This is a genomic window from Amycolatopsis sp. cg9 (assembly GCF_041346945.1).
Lineage (GTDB): Bacteria > Actinomycetota > Actinomycetes > Mycobacteriales > Pseudonocardiaceae > Amycolatopsis.
This window is the reverse complement of the sequence record NZ_CP166850.1, coordinates 152,852-171,137: the sequence shown is the minus strand read 5'-3', so window position 1 is coordinate 171,137 and position 18,286 is coordinate 152,852. Positions and strand designations below refer to the sequence as shown.

Annotated in this window: 15 protein-coding genes; 6 read left to right on the top strand and 9 right to left on the bottom strand. The window is 72.1% G+C overall.

Translation table 11 applies throughout. The annotated features are described in order from the left end of the window. Positions 1-91: 91 nt before the first annotated feature. Positions 92-1,105, bottom strand: coding sequence for a nicotinate-nucleotide--dimethylbenzimidazole phosphoribosyltransferase (cobT, locus tag AB5J73_RS00770; RefSeq protein ID WP_370967042.1), 1,014 nt, complete (start codon positions 1,103-1,105; stop codon positions 92-94). A 12-nt stretch (positions 1,106-1,117) separates the two neighbouring features. After that, the gene (locus AB5J73_RS00765; protein WP_370967040.1) at positions 1,118-1,720 is read right to left on the bottom strand and encodes a bifunctional adenosylcobinamide kinase/adenosylcobinamide-phosphate guanylyltransferase; all 603 of its coding nucleotides are present in this window, start codon (positions 1,718-1,720) and stop codon (positions 1,118-1,120) included. A gap of 36 nt (positions 1,721-1,756) precedes the next feature. Between AB5J73_RS00765 and AB5J73_RS00760 the strand changes: the two genes are divergently transcribed. Further along, the gene (locus AB5J73_RS00760; protein WP_370967038.1) at positions 1,757-2,680 is read left to right on the top strand and encodes a cobalamin biosynthesis protein; all 924 of its coding nucleotides are present in this window, start codon (positions 1,757-1,759) and stop codon (positions 2,678-2,680) included. Continuing rightward, positions 2,677-4,158, top strand: a complete 1,482-nt coding sequence (locus tag AB5J73_RS00755) for a cobyric acid synthase (protein ID WP_370967036.1) — start codon at positions 2,677-2,679, stop codon at positions 4,156-4,158. The genes AB5J73_RS00760 and AB5J73_RS00755 overlap by 4 nt, the downstream gene beginning before the upstream one ends. A 4-nt stretch (positions 4,159-4,162) precedes the next feature. Here AB5J73_RS00755 and AB5J73_RS00750 read toward each other — a convergent pair whose 3' ends face one another. Both AB5J73_RS00750 and AB5J73_RS00745 read right to left on the bottom strand, forming a co-directional pair. Then, positions 4,163-4,918 (bottom strand): CbtA family protein, encoded by a 756-nt coding sequence (locus AB5J73_RS00750; protein WP_370967034.1) that lies wholly within the window; start codon positions 4,916-4,918, stop codon positions 4,163-4,165. A 19-nt stretch (positions 4,919-4,937) separates the two neighbouring features. Continuing rightward, the gene (locus AB5J73_RS00745; RefSeq protein ID WP_286002977.1) at positions 4,938-5,147 is read right to left on the bottom strand and encodes a CbtB-domain containing protein; all 210 of its coding nucleotides are present in this window, start codon (positions 5,145-5,147) and stop codon (positions 4,938-4,940) included. A gap of 195 nt (positions 5,148-5,342) precedes the next feature. Here AB5J73_RS00745 and AB5J73_RS00740 point away from each other — a divergent pair, with 195 nt between their 5' ends. After that, positions 5,343-6,239: an ROK family protein gene (locus AB5J73_RS00740; RefSeq protein ID WP_370972842.1), complete on the top strand. Its 897-nt coding sequence runs from the start codon at positions 5,343-5,345 to the stop codon at positions 6,237-6,239. On the opposite strand, the gene AB5J73_RS00735 is transcribed toward AB5J73_RS00740, so the two are convergent. Then, the gene (locus AB5J73_RS00735) at positions 6,236-7,021 is read right to left on the bottom strand and encodes a DeoR/GlpR family DNA-binding transcription regulator (protein ID WP_370972840.1); all 786 of its coding nucleotides are present in this window, start codon (positions 7,019-7,021) and stop codon (positions 6,236-6,238) included. The two genes, AB5J73_RS00740 and AB5J73_RS00735, sit on opposite strands and share 4 nt — an antisense overlap. 99 nt (positions 7,022-7,120) lie before the next feature. Then, complete coding sequence (locus tag AB5J73_RS00730; RefSeq protein ID WP_370967032.1) at positions 7,121-7,753, bottom strand: RICIN domain-containing protein; 633 nt, start codon at positions 7,751-7,753, stop codon at positions 7,121-7,123. 259 nt (positions 7,754-8,012) lie between these two features. On the opposite strand from AB5J73_RS00730, the gene AB5J73_RS00725 reads away from it, so the two are divergent. Further along, positions 8,013-8,999: an ArsR/SmtB family transcription factor gene (locus AB5J73_RS00725; protein ID WP_370967029.1), complete on the top strand. Its 987-nt coding sequence runs from the start codon at positions 8,013-8,015 to the stop codon at positions 8,997-8,999. 18 nt (positions 9,000-9,017) lie between these two features. Here the strand turns inward: AB5J73_RS00725 and AB5J73_RS00720 are convergent, their stop codons facing one another. Then, complete coding sequence (locus tag AB5J73_RS00720) at positions 9,018-9,590, bottom strand: TetR/AcrR family transcriptional regulator (RefSeq protein WP_370967027.1); 573 nt, start codon at positions 9,588-9,590, stop codon at positions 9,018-9,020. An 84-nt stretch (positions 9,591-9,674) separates the two neighbouring features. Here AB5J73_RS00720 and AB5J73_RS00715 point away from each other — a divergent pair, with 84 nt between their 5' ends. Further along, positions 9,675-10,550 carry an SDR family oxidoreductase gene (locus tag AB5J73_RS00715; protein WP_370967025.1) on the top strand — a complete coding sequence of 292 codons (876 nt, stop codon included), beginning with the start codon at positions 9,675-9,677 and terminating at the stop codon, positions 10,548-10,550. A gap of 57 nt (positions 10,551-10,607) precedes the next feature. On the opposite strand, the gene AB5J73_RS00710 is transcribed toward AB5J73_RS00715, so the two are convergent. Further along, on the bottom strand, positions 10,608-12,056 hold the full coding sequence (locus AB5J73_RS00710; protein WP_370967023.1) for a glutamate synthase subunit beta: 1,449 nt from the start codon (positions 12,054-12,056) through the stop codon (positions 10,608-10,610). After that, complete coding sequence (gene gltB / locus AB5J73_RS00705; RefSeq protein ID WP_370967021.1) at positions 12,049-16,620, bottom strand: glutamate synthase large subunit; 4,572 nt, start codon at positions 16,618-16,620, stop codon at positions 12,049-12,051. Before gltB ends, AB5J73_RS00710 begins: the two co-directional genes overlap by 8 nt. Positions 16,621-17,153: 533 nt before the next feature. On the opposite strand from gltB, the gene AB5J73_RS00700 reads away from it, so the two are divergent. Beyond that, the gene (locus tag AB5J73_RS00700) at positions 17,154-17,786 is read left to right on the top strand and encodes a YigZ family protein (protein WP_370967019.1); all 633 of its coding nucleotides are present in this window, start codon (positions 17,154-17,156) and stop codon (positions 17,784-17,786) included. Positions 17,787-18,286: the final 500 nt, after the last annotated feature.

Sequence of the window (18,286 nt, the reverse complement as noted above, 5' to 3'; positions counted from 1 at the left end):
TGCCGCGCCGACCGCCGCACGCGCGGAGCCCGGCTCGGGCGTGGTGCCCGGCCTGGGCGTGTGCCCGGCCCGGGCGCGCCTCGGGCCGGCTTCACGCCAGGTCCGCCAGCAGGCCCATGTCCGCCAGGATCGCCCGCGCCGCTCGCAGCGCCGGCACCGCCTGTACCGCGCCGCTGCCTTCGCCCAGCCTCAGCCCGAAGTCCAGGATCGGTTCCAGCCCCAGTGCCTTCAGCGCGAACGCCTGCGACGGTTCCGTCGACCGGTGCCCGGCCAGCCACCACTGCTCCGCCCCCGGCGCGATGTCCCGCGCGACCAGGGCCGCCGCGCCGGAGAACACGCCGTCCAGCAGGACCGGGATGCGCCGGAGGGCCGCTTCGACCAGGAAGCCCGCCGTCGCCGCGAGGCACGCGCTGCCCAGCGTCGTCAGGCGGTCGAACGGGTCTTCGACGCGGCCGGCGGCCCGCGACAAAGCTGCCGTTACCGCCGAAGTCTTCCGAGACAGGCCCGCCGCGTCCACGCCCGTGCCCGTGCCGACCACCTCGGCCGCCGGCAGGCCCAGCGAAGCCGCGACGACCGCCGCGCACACCGCCGTGTTGCCGATCCCCATGTCGCCCGGGATCAGCAGGTCCGCGTCGCCTTCTTCGCCGGCGATCGCGCGGCCCGCCTCGAACGCTGCCCGCGCTTCGCCCGGGGCCAGGGCGTCCTCGACGTCGATCGAGCCCGAGCCGCGGCGGATCTTGTGGGCCGTCACCGAGGCCGGTACGTCCGAACCGTCCCAATCCACGCCGAGGTCGGCCACCCGCACCTTCGCGCCGACCTGCGCCGCCAGCACGTTCACGCCGCTCTTGCCCGCCAGGAACACCCGGACCATCGCCGCGGTGACCTCGCGCGGGTACGCCGAGAGCGCCGAGACGCCGTGGTCGCCCGCGAAGACCACCACGCGGACGTCGTCGAGCGGGCGCGGTGGCACGCTGCCGTGCGCCGCCGACAGCCAGGCGGCGAGCTCCTCCAGCTTGCCGAGCGCGCCGAGCGGTTTGACCAGGCCGTCGAGCCGCTCCAGCGCGGCGGCGCGGGCGGCGGGGTCGGGCACGGGTACGTCGAACACGGGCGCCTCCAGCTACAGGTCGAGCGCCCGGCCCGCGACGACCAGCACGACCCGGTCGGCGTCGGCGGACACCCGGTTGTTGAGTGCGCCCAGCACATCACGGAACAGCCGTCCGGACGACGTTGCGGGCACCACACCGCTGCCGACCTCGTTGCTGACCGCGACCACCGGCACCCGCGCCGCGGCCCACGCGGCGAGGAACTCTTCGAGGCGGTCGTCGAGCCGGTGCTCCCAGCCCGGCTGCTGCCGCCAGGCGCCGACGTCGTCCAGCACGCGGGACAGCCAGGTGCCGAGGCAGTCGATGAGCAGCGGCTCGGTGGCCGTGCGCAGGGTGCCGGCGAGGTCGGTGGTCTCCACGGTCTTCCAGTGCGCCGGCCGGCGCGCCTGGTGCGCGGCCACCCGCGCGGCCCATTCGGGGTCGTCGTCGCCCGCGGGCAGGCCGGGCGCGACGTAGACGAGGTGCGGGTGGCGGGCGACGAGCCGCTCGGCGTGCCGCGACTTCCCCGAGCGGACACCGCCGAGGACGAGCACCTTGCCTTCGTCGCGTCCGTACCGGCGGAGGGCGCGTGCCAGGGTCTCGAGGTACCCGGCGAGCCGGTAGGTCAGCTTGGTCATACCCGGCATTGTGGTGCACGCGCTACCGTGCGCCACGTGCCACTCCGTCTAGGGACAACCGCTGCCGGACTCGTTACCGGATACGGCGCCGACGCTCTGTTCGGTGACCCCCGACAGGGGCACCCGGTCGCCCTGTTCGGGAGTGCCGCGGCCCGGCTGGAACACCGGCTGTGGGCGGACTCGAAGCCGCGCGGAGTCGCGTACGCGGGGTTGTGCACCTTCGCCGCCGTAGGCCTGGGCGTCGCGCTTCAGGCCGCTTCACGGCGAAGCCCCTTCGCGCGCTTCGTGCTGACAGCGGCGTCCACCTGGGTCGTGCTCGGCGGACGCGGTCTCGCGGCCGAAGGCGCCGAAATGGCCAGACTGCTCGAAGCGGGCGAAGTGCCCGAAGCACGTCAGCGGCTCTCGCACCTCTGCGCGCGCGACGCGACGACGCTCGACACCGCCGAGCTGGCCCGCGCGGCCACCGAGTCGATCGCCGAGAACACGTCGGACGCCGTGGTCGCGCCGCTGTTCTGGGGTGCGGTCGCCGGGCTGCCGGGGCTGCTGGGCTACCGGGCGCTCAACACGCTCGACGCGATGGTCGGCTACCGCTCCGCGCGCTACCGCAACTTCGGCTGGGCCGCGGCGCGGGCCGACGACGTGGTCAACCTGCTGCCTTCGCGGCTCGGCGCGGCGCTCACGGTGGTGTGCGCGGGCGATCGGGCGCGGGCGTCGTGGCGGGTGTGGCGCCGCGACGGTTCGCGGCACCCCAGCCCGAACGCGGGCCAGGTCGAGGCGGCCTTCGCGGGCGCGCTGGACATCCGCCTCGGCGGGACGAACAGCTACGGCGGCGAGGTCGAGAGCCGGGCCCGGCTGGGCGAGGGCCGCGATCCGGAGCCGGTCGACCTGCGGCGGGCGGTGCGCCTGTCGAGGTGGGTCGGACTGGCCGCCGTGGTCGTCGCCGCGGGGGTGGCCCGGTGAGCGGCCTGCTGGTCGCCGGGACGACGTCCGACGCCGGGAAGAGCCTGGTCACCGCCGGGATCTGCCGGTGGCTCGCGCGCCGCGGGGTTCGCGTGGCGCCGTTCAAGGCCCAGAACATGTCCAACAACTCCATGGTCTGCGGCGACGGCGCGGAAATCGGCCGGGCCCAGTGGGTGCAGGCGCGCGCCGCCGGCGTCGAGCCCGAAGCCGCCATGAACCCCGTGCTGCTCAAGCCCGGCAGCGACCGGCGCAGCCACGTCGTCGCGCTCGGGAAGCCGTTCGGCACCCTCGAAGCGGGCGAGTACGCCACCGGCCGGGCCGGGCTCGCGGAGATCGCCTTCGGTGCGTACGAGGACCTCAGCGCCCGCTACGACGTCGTCGTCTGCGAAGGCGCCGGCAGCCCGGCGGAGATCAACCTCCGCGGCGGCGACTACGTCAACATGGGGCTCGCGCGGCGGTTCGGCCTGCCGGTCCTGGTCGTCGGCGACATCGACCGCGGTGGCGTGCTGGCCGCGATGTTCGGCACCCTCGCGCTGCTCTCACCCGAGGACCAGGCGCTCGTCGCGGGCTGGGTGGTCAACAAGTTCCGCGGCGACGTCGGCCTGCTGCGCCCGGGCCTGGACAGCCTGGAGAAGGTCACCGGACGGCCCGTGCTGGGCGTGCTGCCCTGGCTCGACCGGGTGTGGATCGACTCGGAGGACGCGCTGGCGGCCGCGGGCTGGCGCCGGGAGGCCCACGGCGGTGGCCTGCGCGTGGCCGTCGTCCGGTTCCCGCGCGCGTCCAACGCCACCGACGTCGACGCGCTCGCCGCCGAACCCGGCGTCACCGTCACGCTGACCGCCGACCCGGACGTGGTCGTGGCCGCGGACGTCGTCGTGCTGCCCGGTTCGCGCGCCACGGTGACCGACCTCGCCTGGCTGCGCGACCGCGGCCTCGCCGCGGCGGTGGCGGCCCGCGCCGCGGCCGGGCGGCCGGTGCTGGGCATCTGCGGTGGCTACCAGATGCTCGCCGAGTCCATTGTGGACGACGTGGAATCCGGCGCCGGCGCGGTTCCCGGCCTGGGTCTGCTGCCGGCGCGGGTGGCGTTCGCCGCGGAGAAGGTCCTCGCCCGTCCGGCCGGCGAGTGGCGCGGGAACCCGGTCCACGCCTACGAGATCCACCACGGGTCGGTGACCGCGCCGGCGGATCTGGAGTCCTTTCTGGACGGTGTGCGCGTGGGACCGGTCTGGGGCACGATGTGGCACGGCGCCTTCGAAAACGACGCCTTCCGCCGGGCGTGGCTCACCGAAGCGGCGGCCCAGGCGGGCGTGGCGTGGACCCCGGCGCCGGACGCGCCCGGATTCGGCGCCCTGCGCGAGGAAATGCTCGACAAGCTGGCCGACGCCGTCGAGGAGCACCTGGACGCGGCGACCCTGCTCGGCCTGCTGGAGCGGGGCGCCCCCGGCGGGCTTCCGTTCGTCCCGCCGGGCGCGCCCTGAACGGTCAGGCGGCGACCGCGGCCTTCTTCGTCAACGCCTTCTCCGCGAAAGCACCGAAAGCCAGCCCCAGCGCCAGCCACAGCGTCACCTGCGTGCCGACCGAAGCCGTGCGGAAGCTCCACAGCGTCGACGCCGGGAACTCCGCCGGCACCTCGTCGACCGCCGGCATCAGCCAGGCCACCACGCCGATCACGACGAGGTAGCCCGCCGCCGCGAGGAGGAAGCCGTTCCAGGCGCCGAAGCGGTCGGCCAGCTTGCGGCCGAACACCGTGGCGAAGATGCCCACGAGCAGGGACACCGCGACGAAGCCGAAGTACAGCTCGGTGCGCGAGCCGATCGTGCCCGGCTGGCCCACCGCGGGCGGGTTGGCCGGGTACTTGAGGAACGGCACCAGGAACACCACGGCGAACGCGCCCGCGGTGAGCAGCAACGCCGTCACCCGGGGGCGCAGGTTGCCGAGCCTGCCTTGGGCGAACGCGAAGGCGAGCGAGAGCAGGCCGCCGATCGCCACGCCGTAGACGAGGACGCCGGTGAGCAGCCCGACGGTGCTCTGGACGTCCCGGGGGACGAGCTCCTCGTCGTGCTCTTCGGCGGGGGCGGGCTCGGCGCCCGCGCCGTGCGAGTGGGAATGGCCGCCGGACTCTTCGAGGCCGATGGCGGTGTTCACCGACGGCTCACCGAAGGCGTAGGCGAACCCGAACGCGAGCACACCGGCGATCAGGCCCGCGAGCATGCCGCGGACCAGCAGGGTCTTCATCATGGGAGTACGTGCCCGCCGATCAGTGGCAGGGGAAGGCCAGCAGGTGCCGGCCGTCGTGCACGAACTCGTGGACGTACATGTTCGCGAACACCGCGGTGGCGCCCTGCTCGGCGCTCACGAAGTACAGCGCGATCAGCGCGAGGAGCACCACGAACACCGCCCACGGCACGATCTCACGGATCGGGATGCGGATCGGGAGCGGGACGGCGGGAGCTGCCGTGTGGGACATGAGCGTGGCCTCCTCGGGCTTTCGCGGCCTCATCGGGGTCGGTCACGAGGGTCCGGGTCTGGCTTCCCCCTGGCGGGGGTCACAGTGGCGCGACCGCGCGGACTTGCACCGCGTTCCGGAATCTCCTCGTCTGGCCGGTTGAGCGTAGGTCCGCCGTTCGGGGCGAGTCAATGTGACAATGCCGCGGTGACTCGAATGGTGGCGGCCCTCGATGTGGGCGGTACGACGATCAAGGCGGCGTTGCTCGACGAGCAGCTGCGGCCGCAGGCGGCCCTGCGGGCGGAGACGGCGCGGAGCGCGGACGGGACGGCGCTGGCGGCGCAGGTCGTCGACATCGTGGCCGCGCTGACGGAGCAGGCGGGCACCGGGCGGCCCGCCGCCGTCGGCGTCGTGGTGCCCGGGATCGTCGACGAGGAGACCCGGATCTGCCACTTCTCCGCCAACCTCGACTGGCGCGAAGTCCACTTCGGGGAGCTGCTGGAAGGGCGGCTCGGGCTGCCGGTGGCGTTCGGGCACGACGTCACCGCGGGCGGCATCGCCGAGTTCCGGGTCGGCGCCGGGCAGGGTGCCACGAACGCGGCGTTCATCCCGGTCGGCACCGGGATCGCGGCCGCGCTGCTGCTCGACGGCCGGATCCACCGCGCGCACGGCCAGGCGGGCGAGGTCGGCCACATCGACGTCGGCCACCCGGGCAAGTGCGGCTGCGGGGCGACCGGCTGCCTGGAGGCGATCTCGTCGGCGGCCTCGATCGCGCGCCGCTACACCGAGCGCACCGGCCGCCCGGCCGACGGCGCCCGCGAAGTCGTGGAGCTGGCCCGCGGCGGCGACGAGGTCGCGGTGGCGGTGGTCCAGGACGCCCTCGACGGCCTCGGCCACGGCATCCGGACGCTGCTGACGCTGCTCGGCCCGGAGGTGATCGTCCTGGGCGGCGGCCTGTTCACGGCGGCCGACTACGTGCTGGAGCCGGTGCGCGAGTGGCTGGCGGCGCACCTGACGTTCCAGCAGATGCCGGAGCTGCGCATCGCGAAGCTCGGCGACGAAGCCGGCCGCCTCGGCGCCGGCCTGCTCGCGTTCGACCTCCTCGACGCCTAAGCCAGGAGGACGTCGACCCCGGCCGCTTCGAAAGCCGAGATGTGGCCGGGGTCCGCGCCCGAGTCCGTGATCAGCCGGTCGACCGCCGCCGTGTCGCAGATGCGGGCGAACGCGTGGCCGCCGAGCTTGCCGCTGTCCGCGATCACCACCACGTGCCGCGCGCGCGAAGCCATCAGCCGGTTGATGCTCGCCTCGCCTTCGTGGTGGGCGTACGCGCCGCGTTCGGCGTCGAACGCGTCCACGCCGAGGAACACCAGGTCGAGGGTGATCTGGTCGAGGAACAGGCTCGCCAGCGGCCCGGTCAGCTCGAAGGAGTGCTGCCGGGCGACGCCGCCGGTCACCACGATCTTGATGTGCGGGCGCACCGCCAGCTCGTGGGCGATGTTGAGCGCGTTGGTCACCACGGTCAGCGCCGGCGAGCCGTCCCGGCCCGGCGGTTCGGGGCGCAGCGCGAGCGCGCGGGCGACCTGGGTGCTCGTGGTGCCGCCGTTGAGCCCGATCACCATGCCGCGTTCGGCCAGGCGGGCGGCGGCGGCGCTGATGCGCTGCTTTTCGGGGGCGTTGCGCGCGGCTTTGTGCCGCAGCGGCAGGTCGTACGCCACGTTGCTGGCCACCGCGCCGCCCCGCGTGCGGGTCAGCAGCTGGCGGCCCGCCAGGTGGTCCAGGTCGCGCCGGATCGTCGCGGGGGAGACGTCGAGCTCTTCCGCGGAGGCCTCGACGTCGATCTTTTCCCGCTGCCCCACCATGTCCAGCAGTGCGCTGAGCCGTTCGTGCCGGTCCAAGCCCATCCCTCCGCAGCACCTTTTCCCAATCTGCAAAGGTACTACGCGGAAGCGGGAACGCGGGCCCCGAGCGGGGCCCGCGTTCCGTTGCCTAGCGGATCAGAACCACCACTGCGACTTGCCGCCCGCGATGAAGTCCCACAGCTGCAGCTTCGTGCCGTTGGCGCCCACCGAGCCCTCGGCGGTCAGGTAGCGCGGGCTGGCCGGGGTCTGCTGGCGCAGGTAGCCCTCGGGGATCTCGGTCAGGCTCCACCACTGGTTCTTGCCACCGGCCTGGAAGTCCCAGAGCTGGATCTTGGTGCCGTTCTTGCCGATCGAGTTCGCGTCGGCGTCCAGGTAGCGGCCGCTCTGGTAGTTCTGGAACCGGTAGTAGCCCTCCGGGTTCTGCGTCAGCCACCACGCCTGGTTGGCGGCGGTGTCGTTGCAGTCCCAGAGCTGCACCTTGGTGCCGTTGGCGTTGATGGTGTTCAGGTCGGCGTCCCAGCAGCGGCCGAAGGCCGCGGACTCGATGATGTACGGGCCCGGGTCGACGGCCGCGGCGGCCATCGTGTTCGTCGACTTCTTCTGCTGGACGCCGGCCACCTTCGCCGGGCGCAGCTTGAGCTGGCCGAGCGACGTGACCGCGGTGCCCTTGCCGTCGGCGGGCGCGGCGCCGGCCTGCGGCACGGCGACCAGGCCGAACAGGCCCGCGGTCGCGGCGACCGTCACCATCAGGCGCTTCATCTTCGTCATCGTTCCCCTTTTCGGATCATCGGTGTGCTGACGACGAAGGCGCGCGGCAACCGGCGCCAGGCCGTCGCGGCCCGGCGCTGGAACGTGCCGGCGAATCCCCCTCGTCGAGACCGCGAACCCCCGAAAGCGGTCTCTGAAGCCATCATTCAGGGCCCGTCCGTCCCCGTCGAGAAGATTTCCCGGAGAGGCAAAAACGCAGGTCAGGTGTGTAACGGAACGAGATCTTCACCCGATGGAGGGGCAAAGACCCGGGGGGATCGTGCGCATCGAACTGACGTTGCCGGACCTCGTCCGCGTCGGCCTCGCCGCCGCGGCCGACCCCATGGGGGAGCTGGCCGCGAGCCTGCAGGTCCTGCAGCGGCGGGACGGCGGCCGCAACGCGGCTTCGGCGGCGTTCAACCGGTGGCGCTACCGGGTCTGGCAGGGCCTGCCGGATTCGGCGGCGGTGCTGATGTGGCTCTGCCGCCCGGACGCGCCGATCCCGGAGTTCCTGGTACCCGCGGCCGGCCGCTACGACTTCGAGACGGGGCTCGCGGCGGTGCTGAAGGCCGACTCCGTGAGCCTCAAGGCCGCGCTGCGCACCGCGCCGGCCGACCACGACCTGCCGCCGTGGGCGGCCGCGTTCGCCGACGGCGACACCGCCGGCCTGCCCCGGTTGGTCCAGGCCATGCAGGAGTACCACGACCTGGCCCTCGCACCGGGCTGGGACGTGCTGTGCGCGCAGGTGGACGCGGATCTCGGCATGCGCACGCAGGTGCTGCTCCACGGCGGCGTCGACGCGCTGCTGACCGGCCTGCGCCCCAAGGTCCGCTGGACGGCCCCGGTCCTGGAGACCGACGACGGGCTCCCCGGCACGCTCCCGTCGGAAGGCACCGGCCTGCTGCTGGTCCCGACGTACTTTTCGGTGGGCCCGGCGCTCGTGCCGCCGTTGCCGGGCGGCGTTCCCCGGCTGCTCTACCCGTGCGTCCGCCACGCGGCGCACACCGCCGGCGTCGACCGCGCCGCCCGGAAGACCCCGGGCGGCGCGCTGGCGGACCTGCTGGGCCCGACCCGCGCGGCGGCGCTGACGGTCCTGGCGGTCGGCTGCTCGACGTCGGAACTGGCGGCCCGGCTGGGGGTCACGCCGTCGGCGGTCAGCAAGCACACGACGGTGCTGCGACGCGCGGGGCTGATCATCACGCACCGGGAGCGCAACACGGTGCTGCACTCGCTGACGCCGCTGGGAAGTGCTCTCCTGGACAGCTGAGGCCCGCTCGCCGTTGCCTCAGCCGAGGGACGCGGTCGCCGCCACCAGTTCGGCCAAAGCCTCCCGGGAAAGCTCGCCGAAACCGCGTTCGTTCGACGGCTCCACCCATCGCACGAAGCCCGTCGTGAAGGCGAGACCGCCGATCTCCGCCGCCAGGCTCGCCGCCGGTTCGCCGACTCCGCGCTCCCGCAACGCTTCGGCCATCGCGGCCCGCAGTTTCGCGCGCTTGAGCAGTTCGCGCTCGCGCAGGTCGCTGTGGCCCGCGACCACCGCCTGGACCTTGCACGCCCACTCGCGCCGCTCCGGGCCGAAGACCTCGCCGGTCGCCGTCAGCGCCGCCGCGATCGCCTCGATCGGCGTCGCTTCCGCGGGCGCCGAAGCGATCGCGTCGGAAAACAGGCGGCTCAGGATTTCCTGGCCCGCGAACAGCACCTCGCGCTTGTCGGCGAAGTGGCGGAAGAACGTGCGCTTGGTCAGGCCGGCCCGCTCGGTGATCTCGGCGACGGTGACGCTCTCGTAGCCCCGGTCGAGGAACTCCGCCACCGCGGCGCGCATCAGCCGCTCGCGCGTGTTCGGCTCCCAGCGGCTCATGCGGCCCAGCTTAGGCGATGGCACTCGGTGTCATCACGGTGCTAGGGTGATGGCACCAAGTGTCATCACTGTGCGGAGGTCGTCATGCGTGTTTTCGTCACCGGTGCGTCGGGCTGGATCGGCTCGGCGCTGGTCCCCGAACTCCTCGGCGCGGGCCACGAGGTGGTCGGGCTGGCCAGGTCGGCCGCCTCGGCGGCCGCGGTCGAGGCGATGGGCGCCGACGTGCTACGCGGCGGCCTGACCGACCTCGAAACCCTGAAAACCGCCGCGGAGAGCGCGGACGGCGTCGTCCACCTGGCCTTCGGGCACGACTTCACCCGGATCGAGGAGTCGATCGAGACCGACGCGCGCGCGGTCGAAGCGATGGGTGCGGTGCTGGCCGGCAAGCCCTTCGTGGTCGCGTCGGGAACGCCCGTCGTGCCCGGCCGCCCGTCCCTGGAGGACGACGACCCGGACGGCGCCGGGCCGGTCGCGGGCCGCACCGGAATCGCCCGCGCGGTCGTGGCCATGGCCGGGCGCGGCGTGCGGTCGTCCGTCGTCCGGCTGCCGCGGTCGGTGCACGGCGAAGGCGACCGGCACGGCTTCATCGCCCGGCTGATCGGCCTGGACCGCGAGAAGGGCGTCTCCGCCTACGTCGGCGACGGGACGCAGCGCTGGCCCGCGGTGCACGTCCTGGACGCCGCGCACCTGTTCCGGCTGGCGCTGGAGCAGGCCCGACCCGGTGCGGTGCTGCACGCGGTGGGCGACGAGGGCGTGGCGATCCGCGACCTCGCCGCGGTGATCGGCGCCCGGCTGGACCTGGTGCCCACGCCGGTCCCGGCTGGGGAACTGGGTTTCCTGGGCCTGATCCTGTCCGTCGACCAGCCGTCGGCCAGCGCGCGCACGCAGGAGCTGCTCAGCTGGCGCCCGACGCGGCCCGGCCTCCTCGAAGACGTCGAGAAGGGCCACTACTTCGGCTGAGGAGTGGGACAGCGCCGGCGGAGGTGGCGACAGTGACACCTCCGCCGGCGCCGGGTTCTACGCGATCGGCCGGTCCGTCGGCGCGATCGGGGCGGGCAGGAAGTCCCGCCCGGTCAGGAAGGCGTCGACGCCGGCCGCGGCACTGCGGCCCTCCGCGATCGCCCACACGATCAGGGACTGGCCGCGGCCCATGTCGCCGGCCACGAACACGTTGTCGAGGCTCGTCTTGAACGCCTTGTCGCGGACCACGTTGCCGCGCCCGTCCAGCTCGACGCCGAGGTCTTCGAGCAGCCCCTGCTTCTGCGGGCCGAGGAAACCCATGGCCAGCAGGACGAGCTGCGCGGGCAGCTCGCGCTCCGACCCCTCGACGGGGACGAACTTGCCGCCTTCGTTGCGCACCTCGACCAGCTTCAGCGCCCGGACGCGGCCGGACTCGTCGCCCAGGAACTCCTGCGTGTTCACCGCGTACAGCCGCTCGCCGCCCTCTTCGTGCGCCGAGGACACCCGGTAGATCATCGGGTACGTCGGCCACGGGTGGGCGTCCGACCGGGACTCCGGCGGCTTGGGCATGATCTCCAGCTGCGTCACCGAACGCGCGCCCTGGCGGTGCGACGTCCCGACGCAGTCCGCGCCGGTGTCGCCGCCGCCGATCACGACCACGTCCAGGCCCGAAGCGTCGAACGGCGACTTCTCCAGCTCGCCCGAGGCGACCCGGTTGGCCGGCGGCAGGAACTCCATGGCCTGGTGGATGCCGTCGAGCTCGCGGCCGGAGATCGGCAGGTCGCGCCAGTCGGTCGCGCCGCCGGCCAGCACCACGGCGTCGTGGGCCAGCAGGTCGGCGATCGGCAGGTCGGCGCCGACGTTGACCGACGCCCGGAACTCCGTGCCTTCGGCTTCCATCTGCGCGAGCCGGCGGTCGAGGCGGGACTTCTCCATCTTGAACTCGGGGATGCCGTAGCGCAGCAGCCCGCCGATCTTGTCGGCCCGCTCGTAGACCACGACGCTGTGGCCCGCGCGCGTCAGCTGCTGCGCCGCGGCGAGTCCCGACGGGCCGGAGCCCACGACCGCGACCTTCTTGCCCGTGCGCACCGCCGGGACCTCGGGCGTGATCCAGCCCTCCGCGAAGGCGCGGTCGACGATGGAGATCTCGACGCGCTTGATCGTCACCGGGTCGTCGTTGATCCCGAGCACGCAAGCGGTTTCGCAGGGTGCCGGGCACAGCGTGCCGGTGAACTCCGGGAAGTTGTTCGTCGCGTGCAGCCGGTCGATGGCCTGGCGCCAGTCGTCCCGCCACACCAGCGTGTTCCACTCGGGGATGAGGTTCCCGAGCGGGCAGCCCTGGTGGCAGAACGGGATGCCGCAGTCCATGCAGCGGCCGGCCTGCTTCTCCAGCTTCGTCGTGGCGAAGTCCTCGTAGACCTCTCGCCAGTCCAGCAGCCGGAGGTCGACGGGACGGCGCTTCGGTTCTTCCCGCGTGGTGGTCAGAAAGCCCTTGGGGTCAGCCATGTGCGGCCTCCATGATCGCCTCGTTCACGTCGCGCCCGTCGCGCTCGGCCTGCACCTGGGCGGCGAGCACGCGCTTGTAGTCCTTCGGCATGACCTTCCCGAAGCGGTCGACGCCCGCGTCCCAGTCGGCCAGCAGTTCCCGCGCCACGGCGGATTCCGTTTCGTCGTAGTGCTTTTCCAGCGTCTCGCGCAGGAAGTCCGCGTCCTCGGAGTCGAGCGGGTCGAGGTCGACCATCTCCGGGTTGACGCGGTGCGCGGGCAGGTCGAGCACGTAGGCGATGCCACCGGACATGCCGGCCGCGAAGTTCCGCCCGATCGGGCCGAGCACGACCATCCGGCCGCCGGTCATGTACTCGCCGCCGTGGTCGCCGACACCCTCGACGACGGCCAGCGCGCCCGAGTTGCGCACGCAGAACCGCTCGCCGACCTTGCCGCGGATGAAGATCTCGCCGCTCGTGGCGCCGTAGGCGATGACGTTGCCGGCGATGATGTGGTCCTCGGCGGCGATCCGCGCCTCCTTCGGCGGGCGCACGATCAGCCGGCCGCCGGAGAGGCCCTTGCCGACGTAGTCGTTGCCGTCGCCGTAGAGCCGCAGCGTGATGCCCTTGGGCACGAACGCGCCGAACGACTGGCCCGCGGTGCCGGTGAAGGTGACGTCGATGGTGTCGTCGGGCAGGCCTTCGCCGCCCCACCGCTTGGTCAGCTCCGAGCCGAGCATGGTGCCGACGGTCCGGTTCACGTTGCGGACGGGCAGTTCCAGCCGCACCTTGTCGCCGGAGTTCAACGCGCCCTCGGCGAGCTGGATCAGCGTGTTGTCGAGCGCCTTCTCCAAGCCGTGGTCCTGCAGCGTCTGCTGCAGCCGCAGCCCGGCCGGGGCCGTGTCGGGCACGTGGAAGATCGGCGACAGGTCCAGCCCGGCGGCCTTCCAGTGCTCGATCGCCTTGCGCTTGTCGAGGAACTCGGCGTGCCCGACCGCCTCGGCGATCGACCGGAAACCGAGCTCCGCCAGGTACTCGCGCACTTCCTGGGCGATGAACTCGAAGAAGTTGACGACGTATTCGGCCTTGCCGCTGAACTTCTCGCGCAGCTTCGGGTTCTGCGTCGCGACCCCGACGGGACAGGTGTCGAGGTGGCAGACGCGCATCATGATGCAGCCCGACACCACCAGCGGCGCGGTCGCGAAGCCGAACTCCTCGGCACCGAGCAGCGCCGCGACGATGACGTCGCGGCCGGTCTTGAGCTGGCCGTCGGTCTGCACCACGATCCGGTCGCGCAGCCGGTTGGCCAGCAGCGTCTGCTGCGTCTCGGCCAGGCCGAGCTCCCACGGGCCACCGGCGTGCTTGATGGACGACAGCGGCGACGCGCCCGTCCCGCCGTCGTGGCCCGAGATGAGCACGACGTCCGCGTGCGCCTTGGACACGCCCGCCGCGACCGTGCCGACGCCGACCTCGGACACGAGCTTCACGTGGATGCGCGCGTTCGGGTTGGCGTTCTTGAGGTCGTGGATCAGCTGCGCCAGGTCCTCGATCGAGTAGATGTCGTGGTGCGGCGGCGGTGAGATCAGGCCGACGCCCGGCGTCGAGAACCGCGTCTTCGCGATCCACGGGTACACCTTCGCGCCGGGCAGCTGCCCGCCTTCGCCGGGCTTCGCGCCCTGCGCCATCTTGATCTGGATGTCGTCGGCGTTGACGAGGTATTCGCTCGTGACGCCGAACCGGCCGGACGCGACCTGCTTGACAGCACTGCGCCGTTCCGGGTCGTAGAGCCGCTCGGCGTCCTCGCCGCCCTCACCGGTGTTCGACTTGCCGCCGAGGCGGTTCATCGCGACGGCGAGGGTCTGGTGCATCTCCATCGAGATCGAGCCGTAGGAGATGGCGCCGGTGGCGAACCGCTTGACGATCTCCGAGACCGGTTCGACCTCCTCGATCGGCACCGGCGCGCGCTTGCCGTACTTGAAGTCGAACAGCCCGCGCAGCGTCAGCAGCTTCTCGGCCTGGTCGTCGACGGACTTCGTGTACTCCTTGAAGATCTCGTACTTCCCGGACCGCGTGGAGTGCTGGAGCTTGAAGACGGTCTGCGGGTTGAACAGGTGCGGCTCGCCTTCGCGGCGCCACTGGTAGTCCGCGCCCGTTTCGAGCTCGCGGTGCGACGCCCGGACGCCGTCGGCCGGGAACGCGTACTTGTGCCGCTTCGCGACCTCGTCGGCGAGGGTCTCGAAGCCGACGCCGCCGAGGCGGGACGTCGTGCCGGTGAAGCAGGTGTCGATGACCTCGTCGCCGAGCCCGATCGCTTCGAAGATCTGCGCGCCGGTGTAGGACGCGACGGTCGAGACGCCCATCTTGGACATCGTCTTCCGGACGCCCTTGCCGAGCGCCTTGATCAGGTTGGCCGTCGCTTCCTTCGGCGTGACGCCCGGGATCTGGCCCTGGTGGGCCAGCTCCTCGACGGTCGCCATCGCCAGGTACGGGTTCACCGCGGCGACGCCGTAGCCGATGAGCAGCGCGATGTGGTGCACCTCGCGCGCGTCGCCGGCCTCGACGATGAGGCCGACCTGCGTGCGCGTCTTCTCGCGGACGAGGTGGTGGTGCACCGCGCCGGTCAGCAGCAGCGAGGGGATCGGCGCGTGGTCCTCGTCGACCCCGCGGTCGGACAGCACGATCAGCCGCGCGCCGTCCTCGATCGCCTCCGACACCTCGGCGCGGATCTCGTCGAGGCGCTTGAGCAGCGCCTCGCCGCCGCCGTGGACGTTGTAGCGGCCGAGCACCGTGACGGCCTGGAACTCCGGCAGGTCGCCGTCGTCGTTGACGTGCACCAGCTTGGCGAGCTGGTCGTTGTCGAGCACCGGGAACGGCAGCACGATCCGGCGGCAGGACGCCGCGTTGCCCACCAGCAGGTTCGGCTCGGCACCGATCTGCGTGCCGAGCGCGGTGACGAGCTCCTCGCGGATGGCGTCCAGCGGCGGGTTCGTCACCTGGGCGAAGAGCTGGATGAAGTAGTCGAAGATCAGCCGCGGCCGGCTGGACAGCGTCGCGATCGGCGAGTCGTTGCCCATCGAGCCGATCGGCTCCGCGCCGGTGCGGGCCATCGGCTCGAGGATGGCGTCGAGCTCTTCCTCGGTGTAGCCGAACGCCTGCTGGCGGCGGACGAGCGCCGCGTGCAGCGGCACTTCGCGGTCGCGCTCGGGCAGGTCCTCCAGGTGCAGGAGACCGGCCTCGACCCACTCGTCGTACGGGTGCGCGGTGGCCAGCTCGGTCTTGACCTCGTCGTCTTCGACGATCCGGCCCTCGGCGGTGTCCACGAGGAACATCCGTCCGGGTTCGAGGCGTCCCTTCCGGACGATCGTCGCCGGGTCGATGTCGAGCACGCCGACCTCGGAGGCCAGCACGACGAGGCCGTCGTCGGTGACCCAGTAGCGGCCGGGGCGCAGGCCGTTGCGGTCGAGGACCGCGCCGATCTGGGAGCCGTCGGTGAAGGCGACGAGCGCCGGGCCGTCCCACGGTTCCATCAGCGTCGAGTGGAACTCGTAGAACGCGCGCCGGGCCGGGTCCATCTCCTGGTGGTTCTCCCAGGCCTCCGGGATCATCATCAGGACGGCGTGGGGCAGCGAGCGGCCGCCGAGGTGGAGCAGCTCCAGCACCTCGTCGAACGACGCCGAGTCGCTGGCGCCGCGGGTGATCACCGGGTAGATCCGCTTGAGGTCACCCGGCACCAGGTCGGTCTCGAGCAGCGCCTCGCGGGCGTCCATCCAGTTGCGGTTGCCGCGCAGGGTGTTGATCTCGCCGTTGTGCGCGACGTACCGGTACGGGTGCGCCAGCGGCCACGACGGGAAGGTGTTGGTGGAGAAGCGGGAGTGCACCAGGCCGATGGCGCTGGTGACGCGCTCGTCGGTGAGGTCGGCGAAGAAGCGCTCGACCTGCGGCTCGGTGAGCATTCCTTTGTAGACGATCGTGCGCGAGGACAGCGACGGGAAGTACACGTCGTCCTCGACGAGTTCGTGCTCGGCGCGCTTGCGGACGCAGAAGGCGCTGCGCTCGATGTGCAGCGGGTCCGAGTGCTCCGGCTTCGGGCGGCGCGCGGTGAGGAACAGCTGCGTGAAGTGCGGCATGGTCTCGGCGGCGGTCGGCCCGCAGTGCTCGGTGTGCACCGGCAGCTCGCGCCAGCCGAGGACGCGCATGTCCTCTTCGGCGGCGATGCGCTCGATGGTCGTCATGGCCCGGCCGCGGCGTTTTTCGTCCTGCGGCAGGAAAGCGGTGCCGACGGCGTAGGTGCCCGGCTCGGGCAGCTCGAAGTCGACGACTTCGCGGTAGAACTCGTCCGGGACCTGGATGAGCAGTCCCGCGCCGTCCCCGGTGTCCGGTTCGGCACCCCGCGCCCCTCGGTGTTCCAGGTTGCGCAACGCGACCAGGGCTTTGGCGACGATGGCGTGGTCTCGGCGCCCGGTCAGGTCGGCGACGAAGGCGACACCGCAGGCGTCGTGTTCGTAGTCGCTCCGGTAGAGGCCCTCGGCCTCGGCGTTGCTGAACTGCTCCCCGGACGGGGGCAGGGAATTGGCACGGTGGGTCACGGCTGGCCGCCTCCCAAGGCGTTGGCGCGACCGGTACTCACTCCATCGTGTGGTTCTAGCTGAACCGGTTAACGAAGTGGTCCGGTACCGCGATGGTCAGTCGAGAACAGATGCTGTTGTCGAAGTGCAAGATGCCGCGAGGCGCCGGCCGGGCGTCGATGCTCGGAAACCGGACGCAGGGCATCTGGGAGGCCGCACAACACTGGGCAGCCGAACATGTCGGGTGCTGCGTGCGCGCGCAGACCGGCCACTGTGGTGGGGGCCGGCCGGAGCGCGCGGTGTTACTCCCGGGTTCGCCGGGTCTTATGACGATAGTGTGAATTCGCTGTTATCGACATACGTCGTTGCCCCCGGGTGGGAAATGCCACGCTTACGTTGACGTGCCCGGGGGTAGTCCCATATGTCGGGCTGTGGCTCCCGAGTGCCGGTCTGTGTGTGCTCTGACCTGCGGAAACGTTCGTCCCAAGTGGCCTGGGGCACGTGCTGGGAGGCCGTGCCGAGGTGGGAAGCTGGGGGCATGGCGGACTCGTCCGATGACTGATCGTTATCTCTCCGTGGCTCGATCCGGGGTCCACGAGATCGAGATCAAGCGCTCCCGGTTCCTCTGCGCGCTCGCCCCGGTGACGTCGGAAGAGGCCGCGCGCGAGTTCATCGCGGGCCGCCGGCGCGCCGAACCGGGGGCACGACACCACTGCCACGCCTTCGTTCTCGGCCCCGACGGCCGGACCCAGCGCTCGAGCGACGACGGCGAACCGGCGGGCACCGCGGGCACGCCGATGCTGGAAGTGCTGCGCCGCCGCGAGGTCACCGACGCGGTCGCGGTGGTGACCCGCTACTTCGGCGGGGTGCTGCTGGGAGCGGGCGGACTGATCCGCGCGTACGGACAGTCCGTTTCGGAGGCACTGGAAGTTGTTGGTGTACTAGAACACCGGCGTCTCGCGCTGGTGGAAGTCGCGGTGAGCTACGACCGCGCGGGCCGCCTCGAGAACGACTTGCGCGCGTCGCCGTACTTGCTCCACGCCACGCGGTTCGACGAGCGGGCCCGCTTCGAGATCGGACTGGCGCCGGGGGAGGCGCCGGCCTTCGAGAGCTGGCTGGCGGACCTGACGAACGGCGAAGCGACGACGACCGCGCTCGGCGACCACTGGGTGGTCCGGGGTTCCTGAGCGGGCGCCGGGCGTGTTCGTGCTCGGGCTGGGGTCGCGAATGGGTCATTGGCGGCGTTGGTGGTCCCGAATGAGTCACTGGGGACGTTGCGTGCGGTCGGCTGGGAGTGGGGGTGCATACCGGGCGGCCGCCGGGTGGTCCTGAGTGTCGCGGGGTGCGTGCTCGGGCTGGGGTCGCGAATGGGTCATTGGCGGCGTTGGTGGTCCCGAATGAGTCGTTCGCGACCTCGCGCCCGTCCGGCCCGGGGGGTGCAGTCGGATTCGGCGGCCACCGAGTGGTCCACCGTCCCTGACTGGTCCGGTCCGCGGATCGCTTGGCGCACAACGAACTTTCGGTGCTTCCGCGGGAGGGTCCCGCCGTGGCACCATGTCCTGCCACCGAGTTCCGGTACCACTTCGATCCCCTCGACGTTGTCAGCGCGGCACCCGCCGACCTGACATCGTTGTCACGACGCCCGACAACGTTGTCGCCCGGCGAAAGCGTGCGGCAAGGAGAGGAA

Coding starts and splice junctions, on each gene's coding strand:
- AB5J73_RS00765 (WP_370967040.1), bottom strand. CDS start 1,720: ATGACCAAGCTGACCTACCGGCTCGCCGGGTACCTCGAGACCCTGGCA.
- AB5J73_RS00750 (WP_370967034.1), bottom strand. CDS start 4,918: ATGATGAAGACCCTGCTGGTCCGCGGCATGCTCGCGGGCCTGATCGCC.
- AB5J73_RS00745 (WP_286002977.1), bottom strand. CDS start 5,147: ATGTCCCACACGGCAGCTCCCGCCGTCCCGCTCCCGATCCGCATCCCG.
- AB5J73_RS00740 (WP_370972842.1), top strand. CDS start 5,343: ATGGTGGCGGCCCTCGATGTGGGCGGTACGACGATCAAGGCGGCGTTG.
- AB5J73_RS00730 (WP_370967032.1), bottom strand. CDS start 7,753: ATGACGAAGATGAAGCGCCTGATGGTGACGGTCGCCGCGACCGCGGGC.
- AB5J73_RS00720 (WP_370967027.1), bottom strand. CDS start 9,590: ATGAGCCGCTGGGAGCCGAACACGCGCGAGCGGCTGATGCGCGCCGCG.
- AB5J73_RS00715 (WP_370967025.1), top strand. CDS start 9,675: ATGCGTGTTTTCGTCACCGGTGCGTCGGGCTGGATCGGCTCGGCGCTG.
- AB5J73_RS00710 (WP_370967023.1), bottom strand. CDS start 12,056: ATGGCTGACCCCAAGGGCTTTCTGACCACCACGCGGGAAGAACCGAAG.
- AB5J73_RS00700 (WP_370967019.1), top strand. CDS start 17,154: ATGACTGATCGTTATCTCTCCGTGGCTCGATCCGGGGTCCACGAGATC.